Here is a 21,305-nt window from a genome sequence, read left to right on the forward strand (position 1 = left end):
GCGCGCTACGGGCCGCAACCGCACCCTGCTTACCCGCTATCAAGGACTGGCAAAGGCCCCCGACTATATCACTGCGCTCTTTTCCGACATTTCGATGCGGAGTGCGGTCGCGCTGACCCAGGCCGCAAAGACGGACGATGCGGCAACACGAGCCTTCGTGGCCAACACCGCGGCCGAGGACATGACGGTGCTGGCGTGCGAGAAGTTTGCGCGCGACGTCGGGGCGAAGAAGACGCCTGCCCCTGCCCCTGCCCCTGCCCCTGCCCCTGCGTCTGTACCGGCGATCGAAGGTGCCGAGGGAGATACACCGGACGCTACTACGCCCGAGATAGCGCAGGACACCGATCCGGTTTCCCCGCCGTCGACGGATGAGATCAGGGATGACGAGGCCAACCGCGCGCTTGATGAGACACCCGTTTCGTCGGAATTGAGCGTGGCGCCGATCGCAGCCGACAGCCCCACGCCACGATCATCGCCCAGGACCAAACCTGCCAAACCTAAGGTGGAGCGCCCCACGATCGAGATTGACGGGAAGCGCGCGATGGTCGTCGAGGCGCTGTTGCACTTCGACGGTGAAGAGCAACCGCGAATTGTGAGCTGGCGCTGATCGCGCCGCCATAGCTGAGAGTGCCGGTGAGAGCCGACGCTCGCACTTAGGGCCAATCCTTTCCTTCCGCGACTTCATCGCTTCCGAGAGGATCGGGGTGTGCCACGTGGCACACGTGAGAGCAGAATTTGGTGGGAGTTGTTTAATGGGAGCAGAATTTGGTGGGAGTTGTTTAATGGCAGGATAGGTATTGCGGCGTTTGTGGTATTACATTATCCCTCCGGTGCATGTCATCGACGCCGCAGCTTGCATCCCCCACCAAGGAGACAGCGATGTTGACGGCGCGTGTCGATCGCGAGCTGCTGGCTGCGTTCGACGCGCTTGCGGAGGGCAGGGGAGGGCGGAGCGCCTTGCTCCGGACCGTGCTGCAACAGTCGTTGCGGCACGTCGCAGATGCGCCGCGGATTGCGCCTCGCGCCGATAGCGCCGGCAATCGCGTTTCGCTTCGCTTCACCGACGCCGAAACCGCTGTTCTCGATCATCGTGCCGCCGATCGCGGCATCGATCGCGCAGGCTGGATCAAGGCGCTCGTCCGCCGGCATCTTGCCTTGAAGGCGAACGTCGACGACGGGATGCGTGATGCCGTCGCGCCGATCCGGATGCAGCTTCAGCGCATCGGCCGGAACCTCAATCAGGCGATGAAGGCTGGTAACGCCGCGCTGATGGCCGATAGCGGCTTGCAGATTGACCGCGAGCTTCGCCGGATTGCCGACATGCGGGAGGAGATCAACGAGCAGATCACGGCACTAGGCGACGCGCTACGCGGTGACGCCGCATATTGGCGGGTTGCCGACTAATGCCGTTCGGAGATCGCGAGGATGAGCTTTGGGAGGCAATGAAGCCACGCTTCAAGCCTCGCACCGTAAGCGATCCGAACATCAGATATGCCCGGCACCTGGTCAACGGCACCGGCCCCTTCGCCGCTTCTGCTTCCAGTCCGGCGCCGACCGCCAACGACGCCAGGGCCACCCTCGCGCGTGTCGTCAGGCGTACACCCGAGGTCGTGGTGAAAGTCACCGGCAGAAAAAAGGGCGCGAGGCATCTTGGCGCGCACCTCGACTATATCGGCCGCCACGGCGATGTCCCGCTTGAGACGAGGGACGGCGAGCAGATAACCACCAAGGCCGACGCGGAGCGGATCGCGGACGAATGGTCCGACGCGCTCTATTGGCGCCAAGGCACCACCGTATCGGCCGTGGCGATGGTGTTTTCGATGCCGGCCGGGACCGATCCCAAAACCGTCAAGCAGGCGGTGCGGGAAGCGGCCGAGCGCATGATCGGCGACAACCACGATTATGTCATGGCGCTCCACACGGACACCGATCGGCCGCACGTCCACCTTACCGTTCAGGCCGAGGGCCTGGACCGCAAGCGGTTCGATCCGAGGCGCGAGGATCTGTTTCGGTTTCGCGAGGCGTTCGCCGAGGCACTACGCAGCCGCGGCGTCGAGGCAGAGGCGACGCCCCGCTACACCCGCGGCCAGGGCAGGGCAGGGACCAGCATGGCCCTCACCCAATTGCGCGCGCGAATACGCAGCGGAGCGTCGAGGCAACCGACCGAGGCCGATCTACGCCAAGCCCGCGAGGCCATGCAGATCGCGCTCGGTAAGGCGCAGCAACCACCATTCGTCTCCAAAACGCGCGACCGCTGGACCGAGACCAAGCGGAAGTATGAAGCAGCGGCCCAGCGGCTCGACCGCACCGGCGATCGGGATGATCGCAGGCTCGCGCGCGATGTGCGCCAGTTCATTCAGGAGCGGGCCGACATAGAAACGATCCCCGATCGGATGCTGCGGGATGCGGAGAAGCGCGTCAGGGACGCGCAGGCACGTGCGAAACCTGATCGGCAGCCCGACATGGGTGTGCCACGTGGCACACCCCCGGCACCAACTCGACGGCGATGATTTGAAGATCGGCGGAAATATGCTTCCGGTGGCGAAGGGCAGCTAGCTGCCCCTCGTTCATGAGAAAGGGTCTCGCGCGGTACGACGACGGATATGCTCTCGGGTAATATCGAATGTATCGGCTGTCTCGGAGCCTTGGCGCGCGGTACGGCGATCCGCTTCCGCACCAATTCGCTGCAAAGAATCAGCCAAGGCATCCATAGCCTCGGCGCGCTCGCCCGGCCGTAAGCGGCAACGCTGAAAAAAGCCTTCAATCAAGTTTGGCACGTGCTTGCGGATAAACACTGCCCAATCGATGGCGTCGCCGTCCAACTCTCGATGAGCCGCCGCGTTGAGAAACTTCCGGCAGCTTCGACGTGCAATCGCTATTTCGCTCGCGATTTCGTCCGCCTCAATTATCGCCTTCTCCCATGCCGCTTCCAACTCCCGATCGGGATCTGGTCGAAAACTAGCTCGACGGAGGAAGAACCAGCGAGACTGCGCTGACCCCGTCCTTATCTTATTGGACACTGGTTCGGTTGGGGTTCGAGGCGGGAGAGTAACAGTCGTTGGCTTCGACCCAGACCGCAACGAGCGAATAAAGAAAACAGGAAACAATAGGAGACCGCCAAGAACACCTACGACGGTTCCAAGACCGTCGTCGAAATACGAACCGCCTGCATAGAGCAGCGCACCACCAATCACCGCGCAGAGCGCAGCTGTGAACAGCCCTTCGATCGCCCGACCAATCCAACTCAGACCGCGGTTGATCGCGGTCTCCTGCCGACCAGCGCGCGCAAAAATCATGATGACGCCAATGGTGGTAAGCACCCCGATCATGACAACTACCAGCCGCGCCATGATCGATTTAGCCCGTCTCGCCAGCAAGGAACATCAGCGGCTCGCTTGTCTCATGCCGCGCTCGTTCGAGCCAGTGCCGTCCCGAAATGCCGCTCTGCTCAAGCCGACGCAGAGTGATGGGAGTCGAGCTTACGACGGCATCGCGCTCCCGTAACGAGGCGGCGGTCACTTCAACATCGGATCGCACCCGTTCAGCGTGAACAGCATATCGGCTATCGCCCGGTGAAATGCCTTCCTCGCGCAGACGGGCGGTGAGCAAGCTCGCAGCGCCGATCGGCGCGGTAATCTCTTCAAACTCACGGGCAAAAGATTCGCTTGCCAGGTAAGCGGCTCCCGCGTCGCCGGCGGCCAGCCGACACGCCGTGCGGTTCGCGCCCGCAAGCGCGAAGGCTTCGATGAACGGTTCTACCGTTCCGATTTCCTCAGTTTCGCTCACGATACGCCGGATGCGACGCGAAAATCTGTTCTGTATCCCATGCAGTTCCTGAGCGACCGATCGCCATTGTGGCTCAGGATCGCCGAGATACCATGCTTCGTCCATCTGCTCGCATGCGGTGCGTAGGCGATCAAAATCCTCCCGCACATATTCATGCCGAAGTTCATCGATGCTCCGCGCCATTCGATCGAGTCTTGCATCAAGAGCTGCGACCTGATCGCTGACATGGCCGATCTTCTGCGAAAGAATCGCAAAACCGGCTACCGATACGCCGATCCCTACCGCGCTCACTGCCAGTGACGCGAGCTGAAGCGACTGGAGTGTCGCAACCGCAGCTTTGATTTGCTCATTCTGCGCAATGGCGATGCCCTGCATTCCGACCTGCGCTACTTTGGTCACGGCACCGACGATCATGGCAGGGGGGCCACCGGTAGCCATTCCAAGCACACTGCCGACATGGGGAGCCGCTCCCTTGAGCATCATAGAAGCGGCTTGCTGTGCTACGGCCGTCTCCTGAACGTGGCTGACAATTCCGGCTTGCCCATGACGGAACAGAAGCGCGCCGACACGATAGACGGTGCCAGCAGCAAAATCGCTACGCAGGGCCTCAGGAACGCCCATCAGGATCGCGTCATCCAGCATTGTTCTCAATTCTTTCTAGGGCAGCCGCCGCGGCCGTTTGGATGACAATCGTGAGGCTAACGAGCAGCGAGGGGGTCGTGGATTTTGGCACATCATTGAGTACCGCAGCATCAATGTGATTTCGTACCCGAACACGCATCCTAGCTGTCCGTTTCTCCTTGATGCGGCTGGTCTGAAGAACCCCCGTCGCAAGCCCCGCGCCAGCGACGGCGATCCCAGTTAACAAGATAGGTGCGCTAATGGCGCTGGTTGCCACCATTCCGAACATTACGGCTCCAGAAACGACTGCAAAACTGGGTAACGCCGCAGCAATACCCACGCTTCCTAGTATTGGAGCGAGCCCAGCAATCAGGTCCAGCTCGCTAGTTAGCTTGTTGGTTTCGACAGGTGTTCCGCCAAGGGTCGCCTCAAGCGCAAGATGGTGCTCGATAATATGGTCGAGTTCTAATTGAGCCTCGCGGATCAAGCGTTGAACTGCCTCGTTGACCGCTCCAGCAACGATAGGGTCTATCTCGCGGGTGACGAACGCGTCTGTCTCGGTGAGGACGCTGTGCCAACTGACCGCGGCCAACCGCGCTTCGATTAAGGGCCAAGCGTCCTGGCACGCGCGGTGAAGTGCGAGTGTGGCGGCTATGATATGCCGGTCACGCCATTCTAGAACAGAGCGACGCTCTTCGATCGACGACGCGGCGATGTTTAGGTTCATGAATTTCCATTCGGCGTCTCGATACGGGCGCGATGGTGCACCATCTGGCAGGCACCTGCCGAGGGCAAGGGATTGTCGCTCAGACGAGCGTAATGGCTTGAACGACGGCCTTCTCGAACATCCCGCACGTCGATCGCTAAGGCATGCCGGCTCGCCAAACTGAGCGAGGTGTTGGCACAAGGCAAACCGACCTAAGGCAGAACGTCATATCATGGGCCTAGCCGTCCGAGGTGTGCCACGTGGCACACCCCTCAACGATGAAGATCAGCATCGTCAGCGTCCTCCGATCGAGCGGGACTTCTGCAATATCTGATCCTGTGCCATTTCGCGGACACGCTGCGCTTGTTGCTGCTTCACCTCGATGCCGGCGATCCGCTCGCCGCGGCTGATCCGAGCCGCCACGTCCTCTTTGCGCTCAGCCACGAACTCGCGTTGCTTCACGGGCTGGCCCGGGAATCGCCCTTCTGCGACCGTCGTGGCGAATGCGACGTGGCTTTGCGCCTTGCGCAGCTCGGGGTCTTTCGCGTTCTGAACGTCGGTCTGCCGGCGAAACCGCTCGGCCAGATCGACGCGCGGGTCGACCTGTTCTTTGCTATCACGAGCCTGGTTAGCGGTGCGGGGCGTCGGTTGCTTCACCCCCGACACCCCGGCCTGCCGGGCCTGTTCGCGATCGGCAGCGGCTTTGGTTTTCTCGTCGGGCTGATACCCGTCGATCTTGATCCCTTGCGCCGAGGCGGCAAGATAGGCGGCGCGCTTGAACTCTTCGTCGCCGGTGATTTTGAGCGACGTCCACCCGTTTTCCGTCGCGAGCCTCACAAGGTCAGGCAGTGACTCCGGACCCTTCGCCTTGATGCGATCGGGGGTTATCGTCGCGATCGGCTCTTTGTCGTGCGCGCTGCGATAGAGCTTGTTGCCGACGCGCAGGAAGCGGGACTCAAGGTCGGCCGGGACTTCCATCGGCCGCCTACGACGGTGGTCGCCCTCGATGCCGGTGCCGGCAGCTTCGACCTTCTCAACCATGTCACCGCTCCTGTTCGATTACACCAACGACTTCGTTTCCGCGCTGCTCGGCCGACACGTCGATGAGCATGTCGGGATGGTCTTCCGTCACGACGCAATCCATCGCAAACGACAGCGGGTCCGGGTCGGTGAGCTGGTCGAACGTCGGCATCGCGCACTCGGGAAGATCCTCGTCATCGCGAACCGTCTTCGGGATAGGTGGCACCACTGGCGCCGCCATGACGCGGCTGCGAAACAGCCCGTCCGCATAGAACCGTATCTTGTCCCCGTGGATTGGCGGGATGCCGCCTCGCAGCAACAGCAGCTCGCCGTCCGGAAACTGCATCAGCTCTTGCGGGAGCAAGAGGGCGCGCCGCTGGTCCGACATGGACTTGGAGCGGTTTGCCAGGATGCCGTGGATCGTGAGCGACTTCGTGACGGATTCCTGCCCGACATAGCCGATGCGCTCCGACAGCTCGTTCGCAACGCGCAGCTCTTTCGGTGTGAACGCGACCTCGACACCGCAGTTGGCAACGATTTCGTTCGCGACATGCTCGCCATAGACCGCGCGGAGCTGCGATCGGGACTGAATGACCGGCAGGAGGCGGATGCCGTAACCGGCGACGTAGGAGAAGGCGCTGGCGATCACTTGCGCGCGGCCGATCCGGGCGAACTCGTCGAGGATGACGAGAACTTGGAGCGGCGTTTCGCTATCCGGCAGATCACGCACGTTCAGGTCGATGAGCTGTTGGAACAGGAGATTGTAAAGCGGCGCGACGCGATCCAGCTCGTCGGGAGACACGCCCAGGTAGATCGACATGGGCTTGGTGCGCAGCTCGCGCAGATCGAAGTCGCTTTCTTCGGTTGCGGCATTGACACGCGGGTTGAGCCACAGGCTCAATTTCGACGTGACAGTCTGGACGATGCCGGCGAACGTATTGTCCGCTCCCGACGTGAAGTCGGCGAGAGCGTTCCGGCAACCTTGCGACAGATCGAGCGCACGATCGTCGAGAACCTTGCGGAAATAGCCGCGCGTGTCGCCGGTCGTCATCAGGCGATAGATCGCGCCGATGGTGAACGGCAGATCGGCAACCGCAAGGTATGCGCCGACACCTACGAACGCGGTCCGTGCCGAATCCGTCCAGAACGGTTCCCCCCGCTCGGGTGCCACGAATAGCATGGTCGCGATCTTCTGCAGCTCGATCACCACCTGGTCGGGATCGGTGCGATCAATATAGCCGAGCGGATTATAACGGGCCGTGCGGCCTTCCGGGTCGGTCGGGTTGAAGAGATAGACGGCCTGCCCGAACTTTTGCCGGAAGCCGGCCGTCGCGTCCCAATTCTCGCGTTTCACATCGAGGACGACAACCGATGCCTGCCACGACAGGAGGTTAGGGATGACGATGCCGACGCCCTTGCCCGAGCGGGTAGGGGCCTCGACGATGCAATGCTCGCTACCGCCGAAGGTAAGGAACTTCCCGCCTTTCTTGCCGACCACGATGCCGTTGTCTGCGCGAAATCCGGCGCGACGGATTTCCCCTTCCTTGGCGAAGCGAGCGGCCCCGTGGAGCGGGGGCTTCTGTTTCAGGAGCCACCACAGCATGATTCCGGTCAGCACCAAGCCGACGACCATGCCAGCGCCGAACGCCTTCAACACGACCGGATCGTGCCGATAATACCAGAAGAAAGCCGGCATCTTTAACGGATCGAACTTCGCGCTTGGAAGCCCGAGATAGATCCACGCGACGACGCTCGCGACGAAGAAGGCGAGGACGATCGCGACCGGGATGCCGGCCGCGAGGATGGTGCCTCGTCTAGGCTGCATGACGCCCTGCAGGGTCATAATAGATCTCGGTCATGCGAAACTCGCCGTCGACCTTCTTCATCTGGACCACGACATCGACGAGGATTTTCAACAGCGAGCGTATGTCGTCGCGGGCTAGGTCCGCGCCGCCCTCACTTTCCTTCACGAGCAGCGTCAGTTGCTCGAACGCTAGCTCGGCCGAGTCCGCGTGAATGGTGGTGATCGAGCCGGGATGGCCGCTGTTGACGTTGCGCAGATAGAAGAACGCGGTGCCGTCCCGAAGCTCTTGGAGCAGGATGCGATCGGGCCTCATGCGCAGCGCGCTTTCCAGCAGCTCCTTGGCCGTCACCTTGGCGGTGCCGGTGCCGTCCTTGCTGTAGATCATGTGGACGACGTTCTTGTGCGGCACGACCAGCTCGCGCGTGTCCTCGATCGTCAAAAGACGTTCGTTTTCGGGAATAAGCTGGATCAACCCTTTGGAGAACGTCGTCTTGCCCGAGCCGGTCGCGCCGGAGATGAGAATGTTGAGCCGGCTACGCACCGCCATCTCGAAGAACTCGACATGCCGACCGGCGTGGAGCAGCCCCAAGAGCCGTTCTTCGACCGTGCTGACCCGCTTGCTGGCAACTTTCGTATCGGTGAACAGGCCGCTTGCCTCGAAATCCTGCATCGAGAGCGTCTTCGTCGACGGCTTCCGAACCGTGATCGACACGGTGCCATCCGGCACGACGGGCGGCATGACGAGCTGGACGCGCTCGCCGGTTGGGAACACCGTCGAGCAGATCGGGTTCTCGCGCGTCACATCCTGCGAAGTGAAGGCAGCCGCAGCGCGCGCCAGTTGGTTGAGCGCATCGAGCGTTAGATCGTCCTCGCGCTCCCAGGTCCACCCGCCTTTCCGCTCCACGCCGATCAGCGTCGGTTCGTTGATGACGACTTCCGTCACCCCTTCATCATCGAGATAGCGGCGCAGCGGGCGCACGGCGTGATCGAGGATCGCCGTGTTGCGGAAGGCTGCCACGGTCATCGGAGACCGAGCCCGTAAACCTGCGAGAAGTCGAAATCCTTGGCGACGGTGATCGCCATCTCGGTCCCTTGATTGACGCGGACGATCGGCCGGATTTGCTGCGTGTCCTGTAGCACCTGCGACGTCGTGTCGCCGGGGGTGCGGAACACGGTCGACCCTTGCGGGCTGACAGCCTGGCCGGCAATCTGCCCGCCCGCGTCGAGAACGCTAAACAGCATCGCCGCCCCGAACCGCTGCCAGAAAAACCGATCGATCTTGCCGGTGATCCCGGCGCGGCCGAGGGAGTCCGACGCCGGCGAGCCAATTTCGATCGCCACGCCCCGCGGCGTGACGGCCCGCGTCCATATCGCGAACAGCCGGTTTTGCCCGCGCTGCAATCCCCCTTGATACTCGCCAAAGACGCGCGTGCCCTTCTCGAGCAGCACGACTCGGCCGTTGTCCGAGTAGATGTCGCGGGGGATCACGCACGTCGTGTAGCCGGGGACGGTGCTGTCCATCGCGGTCTGGAGGGTGCAGGGGATGATGGCCCCGGCCGTGACGAGGTAGTTGCGATCACCGATCATCCGCGCCGTGGCGGTTCCGATCGCCGAAGTTTGCTTGAGGGTATCGAGGGCCGTCGCCTTCGGAGCGGCGTTCTCGCCGTCACCTTGTGCGGCGCCAATGCTGCCCGCGGCACCCTGACTGCGGCCAATGCCTTGATCGCCGTTATAGGCAATCAGCGTTGATCGCCGTGCATTGTCGCGTAGCGAACGCGCCTCGTTCGCGCGGCGCTCCGCTTCGGTCGCTTCCCGAGTTTGCTGGTGTGGTGCCGTCGACGAGCCATAGGGGGTGATGGGCTGGCCATCGGGGCCGATCGCCGGGACTTGCTCGCCGGCGAGTTGCACCGGCGCGTTTGGATCGCGCGGTGCCGTCGCCAGTGTTGGCGCAATCACCGTATTGGGATCGTAAGGCGCTTCGACTGCGGCGGGTGCTTTCTTCGGTTGAATCACTTGCTGGTTACCCGCGCCCGTGACGAGCGTCAGCACCGTAAAGATACCGGCAGCGCCGAGCGCCGCGCCGACGATCACCTTCTTGTTATCCCATTGCGAGGCGTTGAGGGACGGGATGCGGCTCGGCCGATCGGCCGCGGGCGTGCGGTCGATCTCGCCCATGTCGGGCGTTGCATCGACGTCGAATCTCTTGTCGGACACGTCAGTTCTCCGTCGTGCGTTCAACGACTTCCGAGGCCGTGTCTGTCTTGGGATCGCGGCCGTAGAAGTTCGGGCTTTCGTTGTAGATGCACAGCACCACTTTACCCCGACGCAGGCGCATCTCTTTGTAGACGCCGTGGACGACCACGAACTCGTCGCGCACATCGAATGAGGCCGTCGCCTCGCTGCCGTCCGGATTGACGGTGAAGATGGCGGGGATCTCGCGCTGGTTCGGGAAGCGCAGTACCGTGAATTGTCCGTTGTCGCTGACCTCGGAAGGTTGAAGCGCCGTCGAGCCCTGGACTTTGTAATTCAGGTTCCGTTTGCCTTCGAGAACACCAATGTCGAGTGCGGACTTGATCGCGCCGTTCTGCGCGGCGAGGGCGGCCGTGAGCTGTGCGCGCTGCTGCGCCAGACGCGCTTGCAGCGCCTCATATTCGGGGTAGCGCAACCGGACCTTGAAGAAGGTCCCGGGAGCGCGCGCGCCGGCAACGGCAGAGAGCTCGAAGGTGTAGTTGCGCTTGGTGCCCTGGAAATCCGTCACCACGATCAGGTTCGTCGCACCGGCACGCTCGCGCGGCTTTACGAACAGCGAATTGTCGGCCGGCGCGACCTCCCAAGACACGGTATCGCCCATTGCGACGAACTTGATGACTTCGCCGGGGGCGAACTCGATCTGCGTCGCCGTCCGGAACGCGCTCCGGATTTGGATCACGTTGCCGTCGGTATAATTAACCTCGCGGATGCGGGCGTCGGCACCGAGCGAACGCGGCGTCTGTTCCGCTAGCGCCGGCAGCGGAGACAGCGCGCCGATCGCCGCGGCCAGGAGCAGGATGGGTTTCATCGCGTCGGAACCTCCGCATCAGCTCGGTAGGACTTCACTTGAAACCCGAGCGGGTTGGCATACCGGCCGGCTTCCGTTTCCGGCTTCGACAGCACATCGAACGTGATCGTTGCGATGGCGGGCGTCTCGATCACCTGCTGGTCGCGCTGCAACCGCTTTACGAAGCGGACCTGAGCGACGTTAGGCGAGATGAAGGCAACGGAGCGGATCGCCACGAACACCGCGTCGTTGGCGGTGAGCTGGTTTTGCGGCGAGTCAGGATTGTCCTTCCTGTAGAAAGACGTCCAGCGGTTCTGTTCCTCGCGCGTCGAGAGGGCCAGCACCTTGCGGTAGAACTCTTCCCGGGCTTGCGGAATCCACCCCTCGCGTGTTCGCACATAGTCGGCGAGAAAATACTTTCGGATCGCCTCGTCATAGGTGATCGATTTATCGCCGCGGAGCCCTTGAGCGACTTCGGTCGCGCCGGTCGATTTATCGACGGTGACGACGTAGGGAACGACGGTCTTGAGCGGCGAAAGCGCCATGACCGATCCGACACTGACGATCGCCAACGCGCTAGTCACGCCGGCTACGATCCAGGCCACACGTCGCGAGCGGGTTGCGGCGACGAACCTATCCCGATCCCAGCTTTCCGCTTCCGCGAAATACGCCTTGAGGTCTTCTTCTTTGTCTTTGACACCGATCGCCATGTCAGCAGCTCGCGTATGAGGTCGGAAGGGCCGCTGTGGGGCCGGCTCCAAGCCCTATGGCGCCGATCGCCGGGACCTTGCCGCCTTGCGACGTGTCCGGCTCTTGCGGAGCCGGCGTCGCGCTCGCCGGGGGGAACAGGTTGGTCGTGGGAGGGGCCGACGGAGCTGGCGCACTTTGAGGGCTAGGTGTGCCACGTGGCACACCCGCCCCATTTGACGAGACGGCAACAGCGGGGGCGGAGCGATCCGGCAGCGTCGGGAGGATTGTGCCGTATAGATTTGCGGGCCGCTTCTGCCGCCCGTTGCAGCGAGGCAGCTTGTCATCTTTCGCCGCCGCGGCCGGAACGGATGGGGTGAGACTCGCGAGAGCGAGAACCGTCAGGGCAGAGCCGAACTTCATTCTCAATCTCCTGATTTAACTTGTGCGGCGAAGAGTACCGCCCCCACCGCCCCCGGCGCTGGCGCGGCCCCTCGCGAAAGCGGAACTCGCTATCCTGCCCGGCGCGGCCGACAGCGCCCGACCGGCGGCCGGGATGATGTTGCCGGTCGCGGCGTGAGCGAATTGCGTAGCAAGGGAGGCACCACCACCACCAAGGCCAGCAGCGAGGCCCGGTATCTGGAGGAAGAAGAAGAACCCCAAGATGTAGAAGGCGATGGCCTTCACCGCGATTGCGACGATATCGGTATTACCCGCTGTCGCTTCCGTGATGAACGTCTCCCCGGTTTGCTGGATGAAGACGGTCAGAAGCAACGCGAACGCCACGAGCATCACGTAGCTAATTACCGATCCGAGCCAAGCGAAGAAGAACGACCTTGTGGACTCGAAAAGCAGAGCAGCAACGAAAAGCGGGCCGACCACAGCGAGCAGCGCTAGTGCAAAAAGCGCGAACGCGCAGATCGTAAAGCCCAGGGCGGTCGCCAGAAGGGCAAGAACCATGATGACTAGGCAATAAACGCCAGTGAAGAATATCTCGATGATGTTGTTTGGCATACCGATCAGGTTTCGACCCGCAGCAGCGGTCCTCATGTCCTGAATCTGCGTGATGCGATCGACCGTTTGTGCCGACCCCTTGACGATATTGTCGAAGAAGCCGCCGAGGCCGGTGACGTTGGGACCACCCACGGCGTTGGCGACGTCCTGAGGAAGGCCGTTCATCGTGAAGAGGCTGATAGATGCGCCGTAGAGCGTGGTTACAGCGAACACTAGAGCCGCCAACTTCATCCCCCGGAACACGAACTCGCGGAATGGATAATCGACGGCACCTCGCAGGATCGCGATGCCAAGGAGAATGATATAGATGGTGACGCCGACCCGAAGCGGCCCGGAAATCCAGCCGACCATGCCGGAGTATGCAGCAATAATGCCAGCAAGAGCATTATTCAGCGCATCGAACATCCGAGTAAAGACGTCATTACCCACGTCAATCGTCCTTAAAAAACGCGCTGAGGCGACGAGCTAGATGCCCATCTCCTTCCGAAACTTTGCTCTTTGCTCGGTCGATCGAATATATTCGTTCGCACCTTCCGCGTTGTTGCAGTTGGAGACGATGACCGAAGGCCATGATCCCACGGGCCGTTGTGATTGCTTCCATGCCGCGCAGACTGAATTGATCGTCTGCAACTCAGCTCGATGCGCGATCAGGTATTGAGTATCGCGTAGGGGAAGATCGGAGCGCAGCCCCGATGCGTCCTGCTCCTTTTCTGATTGTGTGCAGGCCGCCAGCCCGCATACGAGCGCGAGGGGGAGGGCAAGGCGCGGGAAACGGGCCATCAGTTCAGGCCCATGTCCCGACGGAACGCGGCGCGGCTGTCCTGCTGCGAAGCAAGATACTTCTGGTAATCGCCTTCCGCCTTCGCGCGTCGTTGAATCTCGATCGCTTGAAGCGCCAGTTGATCGTTCATCATTTGCGCCTGTTCGAGCTGGAGCCGCGCCGTCATATCGGCGCGCTCGGCTGCCGAGGTCGATCCATTGAGGCGGGTACGAAGCTCTTCCAGGCCCTCGCGCCGGCTCGTCACAGCATCGCCGACGTTGCTCGCGAGACCGGTAGTTACGGCCGCCTCTCGCGCACCTTGTTCTGATGCCGCGCGCTGCTCGGCTGTGGCCGTTGGCGAGACGCGGCCGATCAAATCCTGATAAACTTCGCTCGCCTTGCCGCGCAGCCCGCCTACGACGTTGAGATCGCCGCTGGTGTAGCCGCCAAGGCTGTTAGACGACACGTTGCTGGTGCGTAGCACGTCGCTCTTCAGGCGGTTGGCGATGTTGCCAATGTCGGTCGCTTTGTTGAGATCCTGGTAGAGTTTCTGCGCTTCCTGGATTTGAGCGGCGCCTTGCTGGAGAACCTGCACGCCCTGCCGGACCTGTTCGATCTGCTGGACGATCGACGACGTGTCGATAACCGGAATGCCCTGCGCGTGCGCCGACCCGGCGAGCATGGACGCTGATCCTGCCAGCGCGACGGCAAAAACCTTCAAGTTACGCATGTCCCTTCTCCTTCTCAGCTTGGACGACGACGTTTGTGGAATACGGGGAGCCAGGCCGCAGGATCGGGGCCGAACTCCGCTGCTGCCGCGACGGCGATCGACGTCGTTTCGGCGCGACCTGACAGCACCGCCAACTCGTCATCGAGTCCAGTCAGGTCCAACTCGACCACGACGCTGTCATGGCCTTGCTTGACGAGGAACTTGCGGGATTCTGGCGACAATTCTTCGCGGATGAGCTGATATTCCGCGTCCGTAAGTGAGAAGCCCTCAACATAGTCGCGGCGCGCGCCCTTGGGATTGGGGAGCATCACCTGCGTCGCGACCTGTTCGAGGATTGAGTGCGCAATGTCGCTCTTGAGCGCATCGGCCGGCGACTGCGTGGCGAACACCATCATCGCGTTGCGTTTGCGGTATGTCTTCAGGCCGTCTTGCGCGAAGCCCCGGAACGCTTCGTCCTGTAGCGCCTTCCAGAACTCGTCGATGGCGATGATCGTCCGCTCGCCGGTCAGCATCTTGTCGATGCGATGGAATAGGTAGAGCATCAGCGGTGCGCGGATCTCGGCATTGTCGAGGAAGTCCGTCATGTCGAACCCGATGAACCGCGCGTCGAGCGTCATTTCGTCCGCTGCGTTGTCGAACACCCACCCCATCGCACCGCGCGAAGTCCACTTCTCGAGACGGGCGCCGATGCCGCTAGCGTCCGCCATGCCGAGCATGGTCCGCAGCGCATCGAGCGATCGATCCTCGCGAGGCAGCCGCATCACCGCGGCCACACCCTCGTCGATCATCCGCTCTTCCTGAACCGTGATCGGGCGCTGTTCGGCACGGACGAGCTGGCGCACCCACAGCGACAGCCAAGCGCGATCCTCCGCATTGTTTTCGAGCGCCTTGAGCGGCGCGAAGCCCGTTGGTGTGCCGTTGACGAGCGTCAGATACGTGCCGCCCGAGGCCAGGACGAAAATCTGCGCGCCGCGATCCTTGTCGATGAATATCTGGCGGGCGCCCGTCTTCTCGGCTTGCGCCATGAGGAAGTTGACGATGACCGTCTTGCCCCCGCCAGTGGGGCCGACAACCAGCGTGTGACCGATGTCGCGCTTATGGAAGCTGAAGAAGTAGGGGCTGCGCGCGCTCGTTTTCATCAGCGCGATCGCATCGCCCCAATGATTCCCGGCAGCGAGGCCGGCAGGGTAGGTGTGGAACGGCGAGAACGCCGCAAAATTGAGTGACGTGATCGGCGCCGGCCTTGCCCGCCACGCGAAATTGCCGACGAGCTGGCTCCAATACGCGGCTTCCAGCGCAGCGCCCTCGCGCGCCGCCACCATGCCGGTGTCGGCGAGCGCGGCACGCGCGATCGACAGGTTGTCGCGCAGCCCCTTGAGGCTGTCCGAGTACACCGCGAGCGTGAAGTGATGATCGCCCAGGACGAAGCGGTTGGACATGAGATCGTCCGCTGCGTCGACGAGATCGAGCATCTGACTGACAGCCCGATCGTCGGCATTCTCCAACTGCTTTTGGCGCAGCCGGAACCGCTCCGACGCCGCGGCGCGGCCGAGGAAGGTGAAGGATTGCGTCAGCACGAACCCGAAATCGACCGCCAGCAAGGACTCGAATTGGCGCGGCGTCGTGAACGCCGGATATTCGCGGATGCCGAAGATGCCGCCAAAGGCGCTGCGATCGGCGTCGCGGACCTCGACCGTTTCTCCGCCGAAGATCACGCGCTGGCGGTAGAGGGCGCTGCCAAGGTGGCCCCGGATGATCGGGACGCGGCGATGCCGGCCCGTCATCACCATTTCCGCGACCTCCATCGTCTCGGAAAACTTGAGGCCATTGAACCCGTAGATCGACAGCCGGCGCGGCGAGCAGCGATCAAGCAGCTTCTCGAAATCTCGCGCCTTAGGCACGACGAAAGTCCGTTGGTGCCGCGGCCCTCCCCGGAGGACCGCCAGCACGGGGAACACCAAGGGCCGCTGCCCTTTCGTTCCCGAAGGAAAATAGACAGCCCCGTGTGGTCCGCCAAGCGCGGCACCCGACACCCTTTGGGGTGTCGGCCGCGCTAAGCAGCCTGCCCGCACCAAGCCATCGATTTTCCTCCTCCCTCCCCATCCCGCTCCTCGCCGGAGAGGCAGAGCCGGTTGCAGCAGCGACCGGCTGCGCCTCGAAAGAAAGGAAACAGGACAGTGGCTTACACTCGATACACGGGCGACCCGTATTGGAAGCGGGCGAAAGCGGACGGCACCAGCGCAGACGGCACCCCCTACCGTAAAAACGAGCGGGTATTCTTCTATCCTCGCAGCGGCGTGACCTACGCGGGCGGCAGCGCGGCGCGCGCATCGGCCGAGTTTGACGAACTCGCAAGCCTCGAAGGCTGACCCGTCACCAATCAACCCAATTATCGCAGATCAGGAGTTTTCATCATGGCTATCATCCACCCCAAACTGTCGCAGCTTCGCCTTTCCCCGCTCAATCAGCGGCACGTGAAACCTTCCGCCATCGAGAGCATGGCCGACGATATCGACGCGCACGGCCTGTTGCAGAACCTAATCGCCTACGAAGAGGACGGCCTGTTGTGGGTGTTCGCCGGTGGACGGCGCTACCGTAGTCTCAAAGTGTTGGTGAAGCGTAAGCGGGTAAAACTTAGCGATACCTTCCCCGTCGAGTTGCGGGACAAGAGTGAGGCCATCGAGCTTTCGTTGATCGAGAACGAGCAGCGCGAGGACATGCACCCCGCCGACCGCATCCGCTCCTATGGGGCGCTTCGCGATACCGGCATGTCCGCCGAGGATATCGCCGCCCGGTCGGGAGTCGCGGTCAGCTTCGTCTATAAGATGCTTCGCCTTTCCGCGCTGGCACCGTCTCTGATAGCCCTTATCGCCAAGGATCAGCTATCGCTCGACGCGGCGCGCGCGCTTACCCTCACCGACGATCACGATCAGCAGGTGAAGGTCTGCAAGGCTGCGAACGGTCAAGCCCACACCATCCGCCGGATGCTCACCACGGAGAAGGTCGCGACCACTCACGGCGCGTTCCTGTTCGTCGGACGGGAAGCGTTTGAGGCCAAGGGGGGGACGATCACGCCGGACCTGTTCTCGCAGGGCGACGCCGGCTACGCCGACCAGCCCGAGCTTGTGCAGGAAATGGCAGAGGAAGTGCTGGACGGCATCGCCGCCGAATATCGCGCGATCGGTTGGCATGAGGTCCGGGCGGAACTGGACCGGCCCCACGACCTCTGCATGAAGGGCAGCATCTATCCGGCGACCCGCGAGCCGACCGAGGCCGAGGCCGAGCGGCTTGCCGCGATCGACGCCGAGATCGAAGCCATTGCCGAAGCCGAAGGCGAGGACAGCGACCGCATCGAACCGCTGACCAACGAGCGTGACGCGATCACCGAGGGGCTTCGCGGCTTCAATGCCGAACAGGTGGCGATCGGGGGCGTGGCGCTATGGGTTTCGCACGACGGCTCGCTCGGCAAGAGCTTCTATCGTGCCATGGCCGAGCCGAAGCCCAAGGCCACCAGCGACGGCCCGACCCCGCTCTACAGCAACAGCCTGTTTGCGGACCTGTCGCGCATCAAGACGCAGATCGTGCAGGAGGCGGTCGCAGCCGACTCGGCGCTGGCGCTCGACATAATGCTGGACAGCCTTGCGGGCCAGTTGCTTCACGGCGCGCACAGCTATCAGATGGCGCTTGAGGTTCAGGCCAAGATGGTTGCGACCGACGTTCCCGACGAGCTTATGGCGACGAGCGACGTTCGCCCGGTTGAGGAAACGATGGCGACCCGGTTCGCTTCCGTCCCCGTCAAAGGCCGGTTCGAGGCGATCCGCAGCATGGAGGCCGACGACAAGATGGCGTTGCTCGCCGGGCTTGTCGCGATGACCGTGGACGGCACGGTGTTCGCGGGCGGCTCACCCGGCATCCGGCATCACCACTTCGAGCAGATCGCGCGCGCGAGCGGTGTAGACATTGCCGCCCGTTGGTCCGCTCCGATCGGGCTGTTCGACAAGATGCGCCGCGCCGCAATGATCGACCTGTTGCACGAAGAATGCGGTGCCCCCAGCGCCGACAATTGCGCGAGCATCAAGAAGAAGGCGGACCTTGCCGTCAACGTGTCGGGACGGCTCCCCGGCAACTGGCTTCCCGCCCCGATGAAGATCGGCGCGTTCGACCAACCCGAGCGCAACCCGGGCGACTACGACCCCGACATGGACGGCGACGGCATCGAGGGAGTGGAGGACGATCAGACGGCGGACGACGAAATGGTTTGATCGAGGACAAGGGGTCCGGCTTCGGTCGGACCCCCCTTTTACATCAGCGTTGCCCCCCGGAGCGGGCCGTAGCGCCCGCTGCCCCCTAGCGGGACCGCGAGCGCCGCCCGATCGGGATCGGGCGGCGCTCGCGATATTTGGAAATTGAAAAGTAAGGGTTTCGCGTCTATATCGGTTGACGGAGGCTTTGTGCGCGGCAACGCGAGCATTGCCTTCTTTCGTTTCAGGCCAATGGCCTCGGCCTCAGATCGTCGATCAGCTTCAAGCCGTAAATCCGATCGCCCCCTTCCGTGTCGCGCGTGAATTGCAGCCGGTGGACTAGGTCTGCCAGAGGGCGCAGTTCTTCGCGCGCGGGCGCGGTCATCCGACGCAGGCGCAATCCCCAACTGATGACATAGGCCACGATGTCGGCGGTCTGGATCAGCGTGGTGAGATCGCTGTGGACGAAGAACGGCTCGGGGATGATGAGCCGCGATCGGCTCCGCCCGTTGCGCGTGTTCACGAAATAGTTCGACACCTGACCGAGCAGAATGTGCGCGGCGCTGCGGTCCAGTTCGTCGAACACCAGATACCCCATCGGATCGCCGGGCGAACCGTTCAGGAAATAATAGAACCGCTCGAACAGGAACGCATAGTCCTTGCGCAACGCATCGCTCCGCTCGGGACGCGGGGCTTCTTGCGGGACGATCGTGGCGAACACCTTCGCCCCGTGCCGCCGCGCGAGATCGAGGCTGAAACGGCAATACTCGATCTTGGCCTGCCCCAATGCGGTCAGCCGATCGCGCGTGACCGCGGTGCCGTCGATCAGCAGTTCCCGAGCGAGCTGGGTCCGCTGCACATGCTCGAAAGGCCCGAGCTGGGCGGCGTGCTTGAACGTCTTGCGGTCGAGCAGCTTCTGCGCCTTCGCCTCGCGGCCATAAGCCTCGAACAACCGCATCCCGAAGATATGCTGTTGGGCGTCGGACAGGTCGCGGATCAAGGGCCAGACCTTGCGGTCCTCCACCGCGATCCCCGCTAGAACCTCATAGGGCGAATGACGTTGATCCTGGCCGGACTCGTCGATGAACAGGGTCCAGCTCATAATGGGTTCGTTGCTGCCTTTTGCTGCTTTTGCCCCGAACCTTCTTCCATCGCTCGGCACGTTGCAATCGATACGCTGCCCTATCGCTAGGCAAGAAGGTCGGGCGCGGCCCTGTCGGGCACGGCTCTATCTCCCGCCTGCCGGGCGTCCGACCGTGCCGCCTGCGGCGTCTCGGCCCATGCGGGTGGCGATCCTCGCGTGATCGGCCGGCCCACGGTGACGACCGGCATCCGCTCGATTGCCACCAAGAAATCACCCAGCGCGCGTCGGCGATAGGCGTTGAGCCATCGCCGGCGCCGGTGTTCCGCCGCGTCATGGATCATGTGGCACCGTTGGCACAGCGCGGCGAGGTTGCGGGCCGCGTTGTCGGTCGGATCATGGTTCAGGTGCGCGCACGCGATAAAGACCCGCGTGACGCGGACGATCGCCGCCACACCCGCGCCAGGCGCTCGCGCACGCCGTCCGCGTCCGTCGCGCCACTGGCGGCGATCAGCGTCCCACCAGCGGCCATCGCCCAGGTGGAACACCCGCCGACCATGCGGACGCTGGCAATGCTCGCAGCGACCCTTGGCGCGGCCGAAGCGGATCAGCTTCGACAGTTCAGGCCAGTCGATCGGATAGAGCCAGCGATGTTCGGCCATGATCGGCATGACGATTCTATGAGTCAGTCCAGTCGAGAACGAAAGCAGAAAATCAGCCGGCAATCCGCCACCCCGATAACGGGGGCACGCTTGCACGCGAAAATGCCGTGCGGAGATCCGCACGGTGTTTTTTGCCGCCGATCGCCGCCACGATCGGCGCGGAGGGGAACGCCAAGGGCGCCGCCCTTTCGTTCCCGAACGACAATCGACCGCCCGTGTAATCCGCCAAGCACGGCACCCGTCGCTCCGCACCGGCCGTGCTAGGACGGCTCGCCCGCGCCAGCGGTAGATTCTCGCCCCCCCCTCCCCATCCCGTTCCTCGCCGGAACGGCAGGGCCGCAGGCCGTGGCCTTACGGCCCATGCCAGAAGGAGGATCAGTCATGCGCAATCCCGAACACCTCGACACCATCCGCCGCCTCAACGACGCCGCCCGCACCAAGCCGGGCACGGCATCGATCGCCAACGTGACGATGGGCTTTCAGTCCCTCCCCGACGCGGACCGTTTCGCCGCGCTCGCGCAAATTGTAAGCTTCACGCAATTTGACGGCAACAATGACCCCTATGGCGAGCATGACTTCGGCGCGATCTACCGCCTAGCGACTGGGGAATGGACGCAGCAGCGGCCGAGTGACGAGAAGACCATTGCAGCGACCGTGTTCTGGAAACTGGATTACTACGATAACAGCCTCACCTTCGGCAGTGACGCGCCGTGGGATGAGCGGCGGACCAAGCGCGTGCTGACGATCATGCTCGCAAGTGAATATTGAGGCTTGGAGTCCGAGCGATCCGCGCTCGTCGTAGCGCGGATCGCGATGTGTCGCGACCGCCAAGCCCAAGTGATTTGTTGAGGAATCGCCCTAGAAAGCGTAGGGTTAATGGGGAAAGGAGATGACTTGATGGCTCACATCGATCTTGAGGCGCTTCGCGGTCGCATTCGCTCGATGTCCTTCGAGCGCGGCACCCCGGAGCAGATTGCCCTTTGGCGCGACGACGTTTCGGAGTCACGGGCCAACCTCGTCATTGAGGACATGACGCCGACCGAGGCCGAGGATGCGATGTTCGCGCTGATGCTTGACGAGGGCGTGCCTCCCGCGCTGATGCCGTCGATCATTCTCGACCTCTACAAACCGGGAACCAGCCAGATCGCCGCCTGAC

Annotated in this window: 21 protein-coding genes and 1 pseudogene; 6 read left to right on the forward strand and 16 right to left on the reverse strand. The window is 62.8% G+C overall.

Annotated features, from left to right (window positions below; translation table 11 throughout):
• Nucleotides 1–607: pseudogene (locus F1C10_RS15830) on the forward strand (chromosome partitioning protein ParB); the annotation flags it as partial.
• Between the two features lie 230 nt (nt 608–837).
• On the opposite strand, the gene F1C10_RS16795 reads toward F1C10_RS15830, so the two are convergent.
• Nucleotides 838–1,149 (reverse strand): hypothetical protein, encoded by a 312-nt coding sequence (locus tag F1C10_RS16795; RefSeq protein ID WP_258043176.1) that lies wholly within the window; start codon nt 1,147–1,149, stop codon nt 838–840.
• A gap of 6 nt (nt 1,150–1,155) precedes the next feature.
• On the opposite strand from F1C10_RS16795, the gene F1C10_RS16800 reads away from it, so the two are divergent.
• Complete coding sequence (locus F1C10_RS16800; RefSeq protein ID WP_258043177.1) at nt 1,156–1,404, forward strand: hypothetical protein; 249 nt, start codon at nt 1,156–1,158, stop codon at nt 1,402–1,404.
• A 38-nt stretch (nt 1,405–1,442) separates the two neighbouring features.
• Nucleotides 1,443–2,510: a relaxase/mobilization nuclease domain-containing protein gene (locus F1C10_RS15840; protein ID WP_258043178.1), complete on the forward strand. Its 1,068-nt coding sequence runs from the start codon at nt 1,443–1,445 to the stop codon at nt 2,508–2,510.
• Nucleotides 2,511–2,567: 57 nt separating this feature from the next.
• Here the strand turns inward: F1C10_RS15840 and F1C10_RS15845 are convergent, their stop codons facing one another.
• From F1C10_RS15845 to F1C10_RS15905, 13 genes are all read right to left on the reverse strand, one after another.
• Nucleotides 2,568–3,350, reverse strand: a complete 783-nt coding sequence (locus F1C10_RS15845) for a hypothetical protein (protein ID WP_185210309.1) — start codon at nt 3,348–3,350, stop codon at nt 2,568–2,570.
• A gap of 7 nt (nt 3,351–3,357) precedes the next feature.
• Nucleotides 3,358–4,428, reverse strand: a complete 1,071-nt coding sequence (locus F1C10_RS15850) for a hypothetical protein (protein ID WP_185210310.1) — start codon at nt 4,426–4,428, stop codon at nt 3,358–3,360.
• Entirely contained in the window at nt 4,418–5,134 is a 717-nt protein-coding gene (locus F1C10_RS15855; RefSeq protein WP_185210311.1) for a hypothetical protein, read from the reverse strand. Before F1C10_RS15855 ends, F1C10_RS15850 begins: the two co-directional genes overlap by 11 nt.
• A 273-nt stretch (nt 5,135–5,407) precedes the next feature.
• Nucleotides 5,408–6,154: an LPD7 domain-containing protein gene (locus F1C10_RS15860; protein ID WP_185210312.1), complete on the reverse strand. Its 747-nt coding sequence runs from the start codon at nt 6,152–6,154 to the stop codon at nt 5,408–5,410.
• 1 nt (nt 6,155) lies between these two features.
• On the reverse strand, nt 6,156–7,958 hold the full coding sequence (locus F1C10_RS15865) for a type IV secretory system conjugative DNA transfer family protein (protein ID WP_185210380.1): 1,803 nt from the start codon (nt 7,956–7,958) through the stop codon (nt 6,156–6,158).
• Nucleotides 7,948–8,961 carry a P-type DNA transfer ATPase VirB11 gene (virB11, locus tag F1C10_RS15870; RefSeq protein WP_185210313.1) on the reverse strand — a complete coding sequence of 338 codons (1,014 nt, stop codon included), beginning with the start codon at nt 8,959–8,961 and terminating at the stop codon, nt 7,948–7,950. Before virB11 ends, F1C10_RS15865 begins: the two co-directional genes overlap by 11 nt.
• Nucleotides 8,958–10,151, reverse strand: coding sequence for a type IV secretion system protein VirB10 (virB10, locus tag F1C10_RS15875; RefSeq protein ID WP_258043181.1), 1,194 nt, complete (start codon nt 10,149–10,151; stop codon nt 8,958–8,960). Before virB10 ends, virB11 begins: the two co-directional genes overlap by 4 nt.
• A 1-nt stretch (nt 10,152) precedes the next feature.
• Complete coding sequence (gene virB9, locus F1C10_RS15880) at nt 10,153–10,995, reverse strand: P-type conjugative transfer protein VirB9 (RefSeq protein WP_185210314.1); 843 nt, start codon at nt 10,993–10,995, stop codon at nt 10,153–10,155.
• Nucleotides 10,992–11,684, reverse strand: a complete 693-nt coding sequence (locus F1C10_RS15885) for a virB8 family protein (protein ID WP_185210315.1) — start codon at nt 11,682–11,684, stop codon at nt 10,992–10,994. Before F1C10_RS15885 ends, virB9 begins: the two co-directional genes overlap by 4 nt.
• A gap of 415 nt (nt 11,685–12,099) precedes the next feature.
• On the reverse strand, nt 12,100–13,104 hold the full coding sequence (locus F1C10_RS15890; RefSeq protein WP_185210316.1) for a type IV secretion system protein: 1,005 nt from the start codon (nt 13,102–13,104) through the stop codon (nt 12,100–12,102).
• 36 nt (nt 13,105–13,140) lie between these two features.
• On the reverse strand, nt 13,141–13,455 hold the full coding sequence (locus F1C10_RS15895; RefSeq protein ID WP_185210317.1) for a hypothetical protein: 315 nt from the start codon (nt 13,453–13,455) through the stop codon (nt 13,141–13,143).
• Nucleotides 13,455–14,165, reverse strand: a complete 711-nt coding sequence (locus F1C10_RS15900; RefSeq protein ID WP_185210318.1) for a type IV secretion system protein — start codon at nt 14,163–14,165, stop codon at nt 13,455–13,457. The genes F1C10_RS15895 and F1C10_RS15900 overlap by 1 nt, the downstream gene beginning before the upstream one ends.
• A 14-nt stretch (nt 14,166–14,179) precedes the next feature.
• Nucleotides 14,180–16,549, reverse strand: a complete 2,370-nt coding sequence (locus F1C10_RS15905) for a VirB4 family type IV secretion/conjugal transfer ATPase (RefSeq protein WP_258043182.1) — start codon at nt 16,547–16,549, stop codon at nt 14,180–14,182.
• A gap of 30 nt (nt 16,550–16,579) precedes the next feature.
• Here F1C10_RS15905 and F1C10_RS15910 point away from each other — a divergent pair, with 30 nt between their 5' ends.
• The gene (locus tag F1C10_RS15910) at nt 16,580–18,427 is read left to right on the forward strand and encodes a ParB/RepB/Spo0J family partition protein (protein ID WP_185210319.1); all 1,848 of its coding nucleotides are present in this window, start codon (nt 16,580–16,582) and stop codon (nt 18,425–18,427) included.
• A 223-nt stretch (nt 18,428–18,650) separates the two neighbouring features.
• On the opposite strand, the gene F1C10_RS15915 is transcribed toward F1C10_RS15910, so the two are convergent.
• Together F1C10_RS15915 and F1C10_RS16885 are read right to left on the reverse strand one after the other, a co-directional pair.
• Nucleotides 18,651–19,508, reverse strand: a complete 858-nt coding sequence (locus F1C10_RS15915) for a DUF3800 domain-containing protein (protein WP_185210320.1) — start codon at nt 19,506–19,508, stop codon at nt 18,651–18,653.
• Between the two features lie 86 nt (nt 19,509–19,594).
• Entirely contained in the window at nt 19,595–20,272 is a 678-nt protein-coding gene (locus F1C10_RS16885) for a hypothetical protein (RefSeq protein WP_308458087.1), read from the reverse strand.
• Nucleotides 20,273–20,530: 258 nt separating this feature from the next.
• Between F1C10_RS16885 and F1C10_RS15925 the strand changes: the two genes are divergently transcribed.
• Together F1C10_RS15925 and F1C10_RS15930 are read left to right on the forward strand one after the other, a co-directional pair.
• Nucleotides 20,531–20,917, forward strand: coding sequence for a DUF3768 domain-containing protein (locus F1C10_RS15925; RefSeq protein ID WP_185210321.1), 387 nt, complete (start codon nt 20,531–20,533; stop codon nt 20,915–20,917).
• 129 nt (nt 20,918–21,046) lie between these two features.
• Nucleotides 21,047–21,304 carry a hypothetical protein gene (locus tag F1C10_RS15930; RefSeq protein ID WP_185210322.1) on the forward strand — a complete coding sequence of 86 codons (258 nt, stop codon included), beginning with the start codon at nt 21,047–21,049 and terminating at the stop codon, nt 21,302–21,304.
• Nucleotide 21,305 lies beyond the last annotated feature (1 nt).

The organism is Sphingomonas sp. NBWT7, from assembly GCF_014217605.1.
GTDB lineage: Bacteria > Pseudomonadota > Alphaproteobacteria > Sphingomonadales > Sphingomonadaceae > Sphingomonas.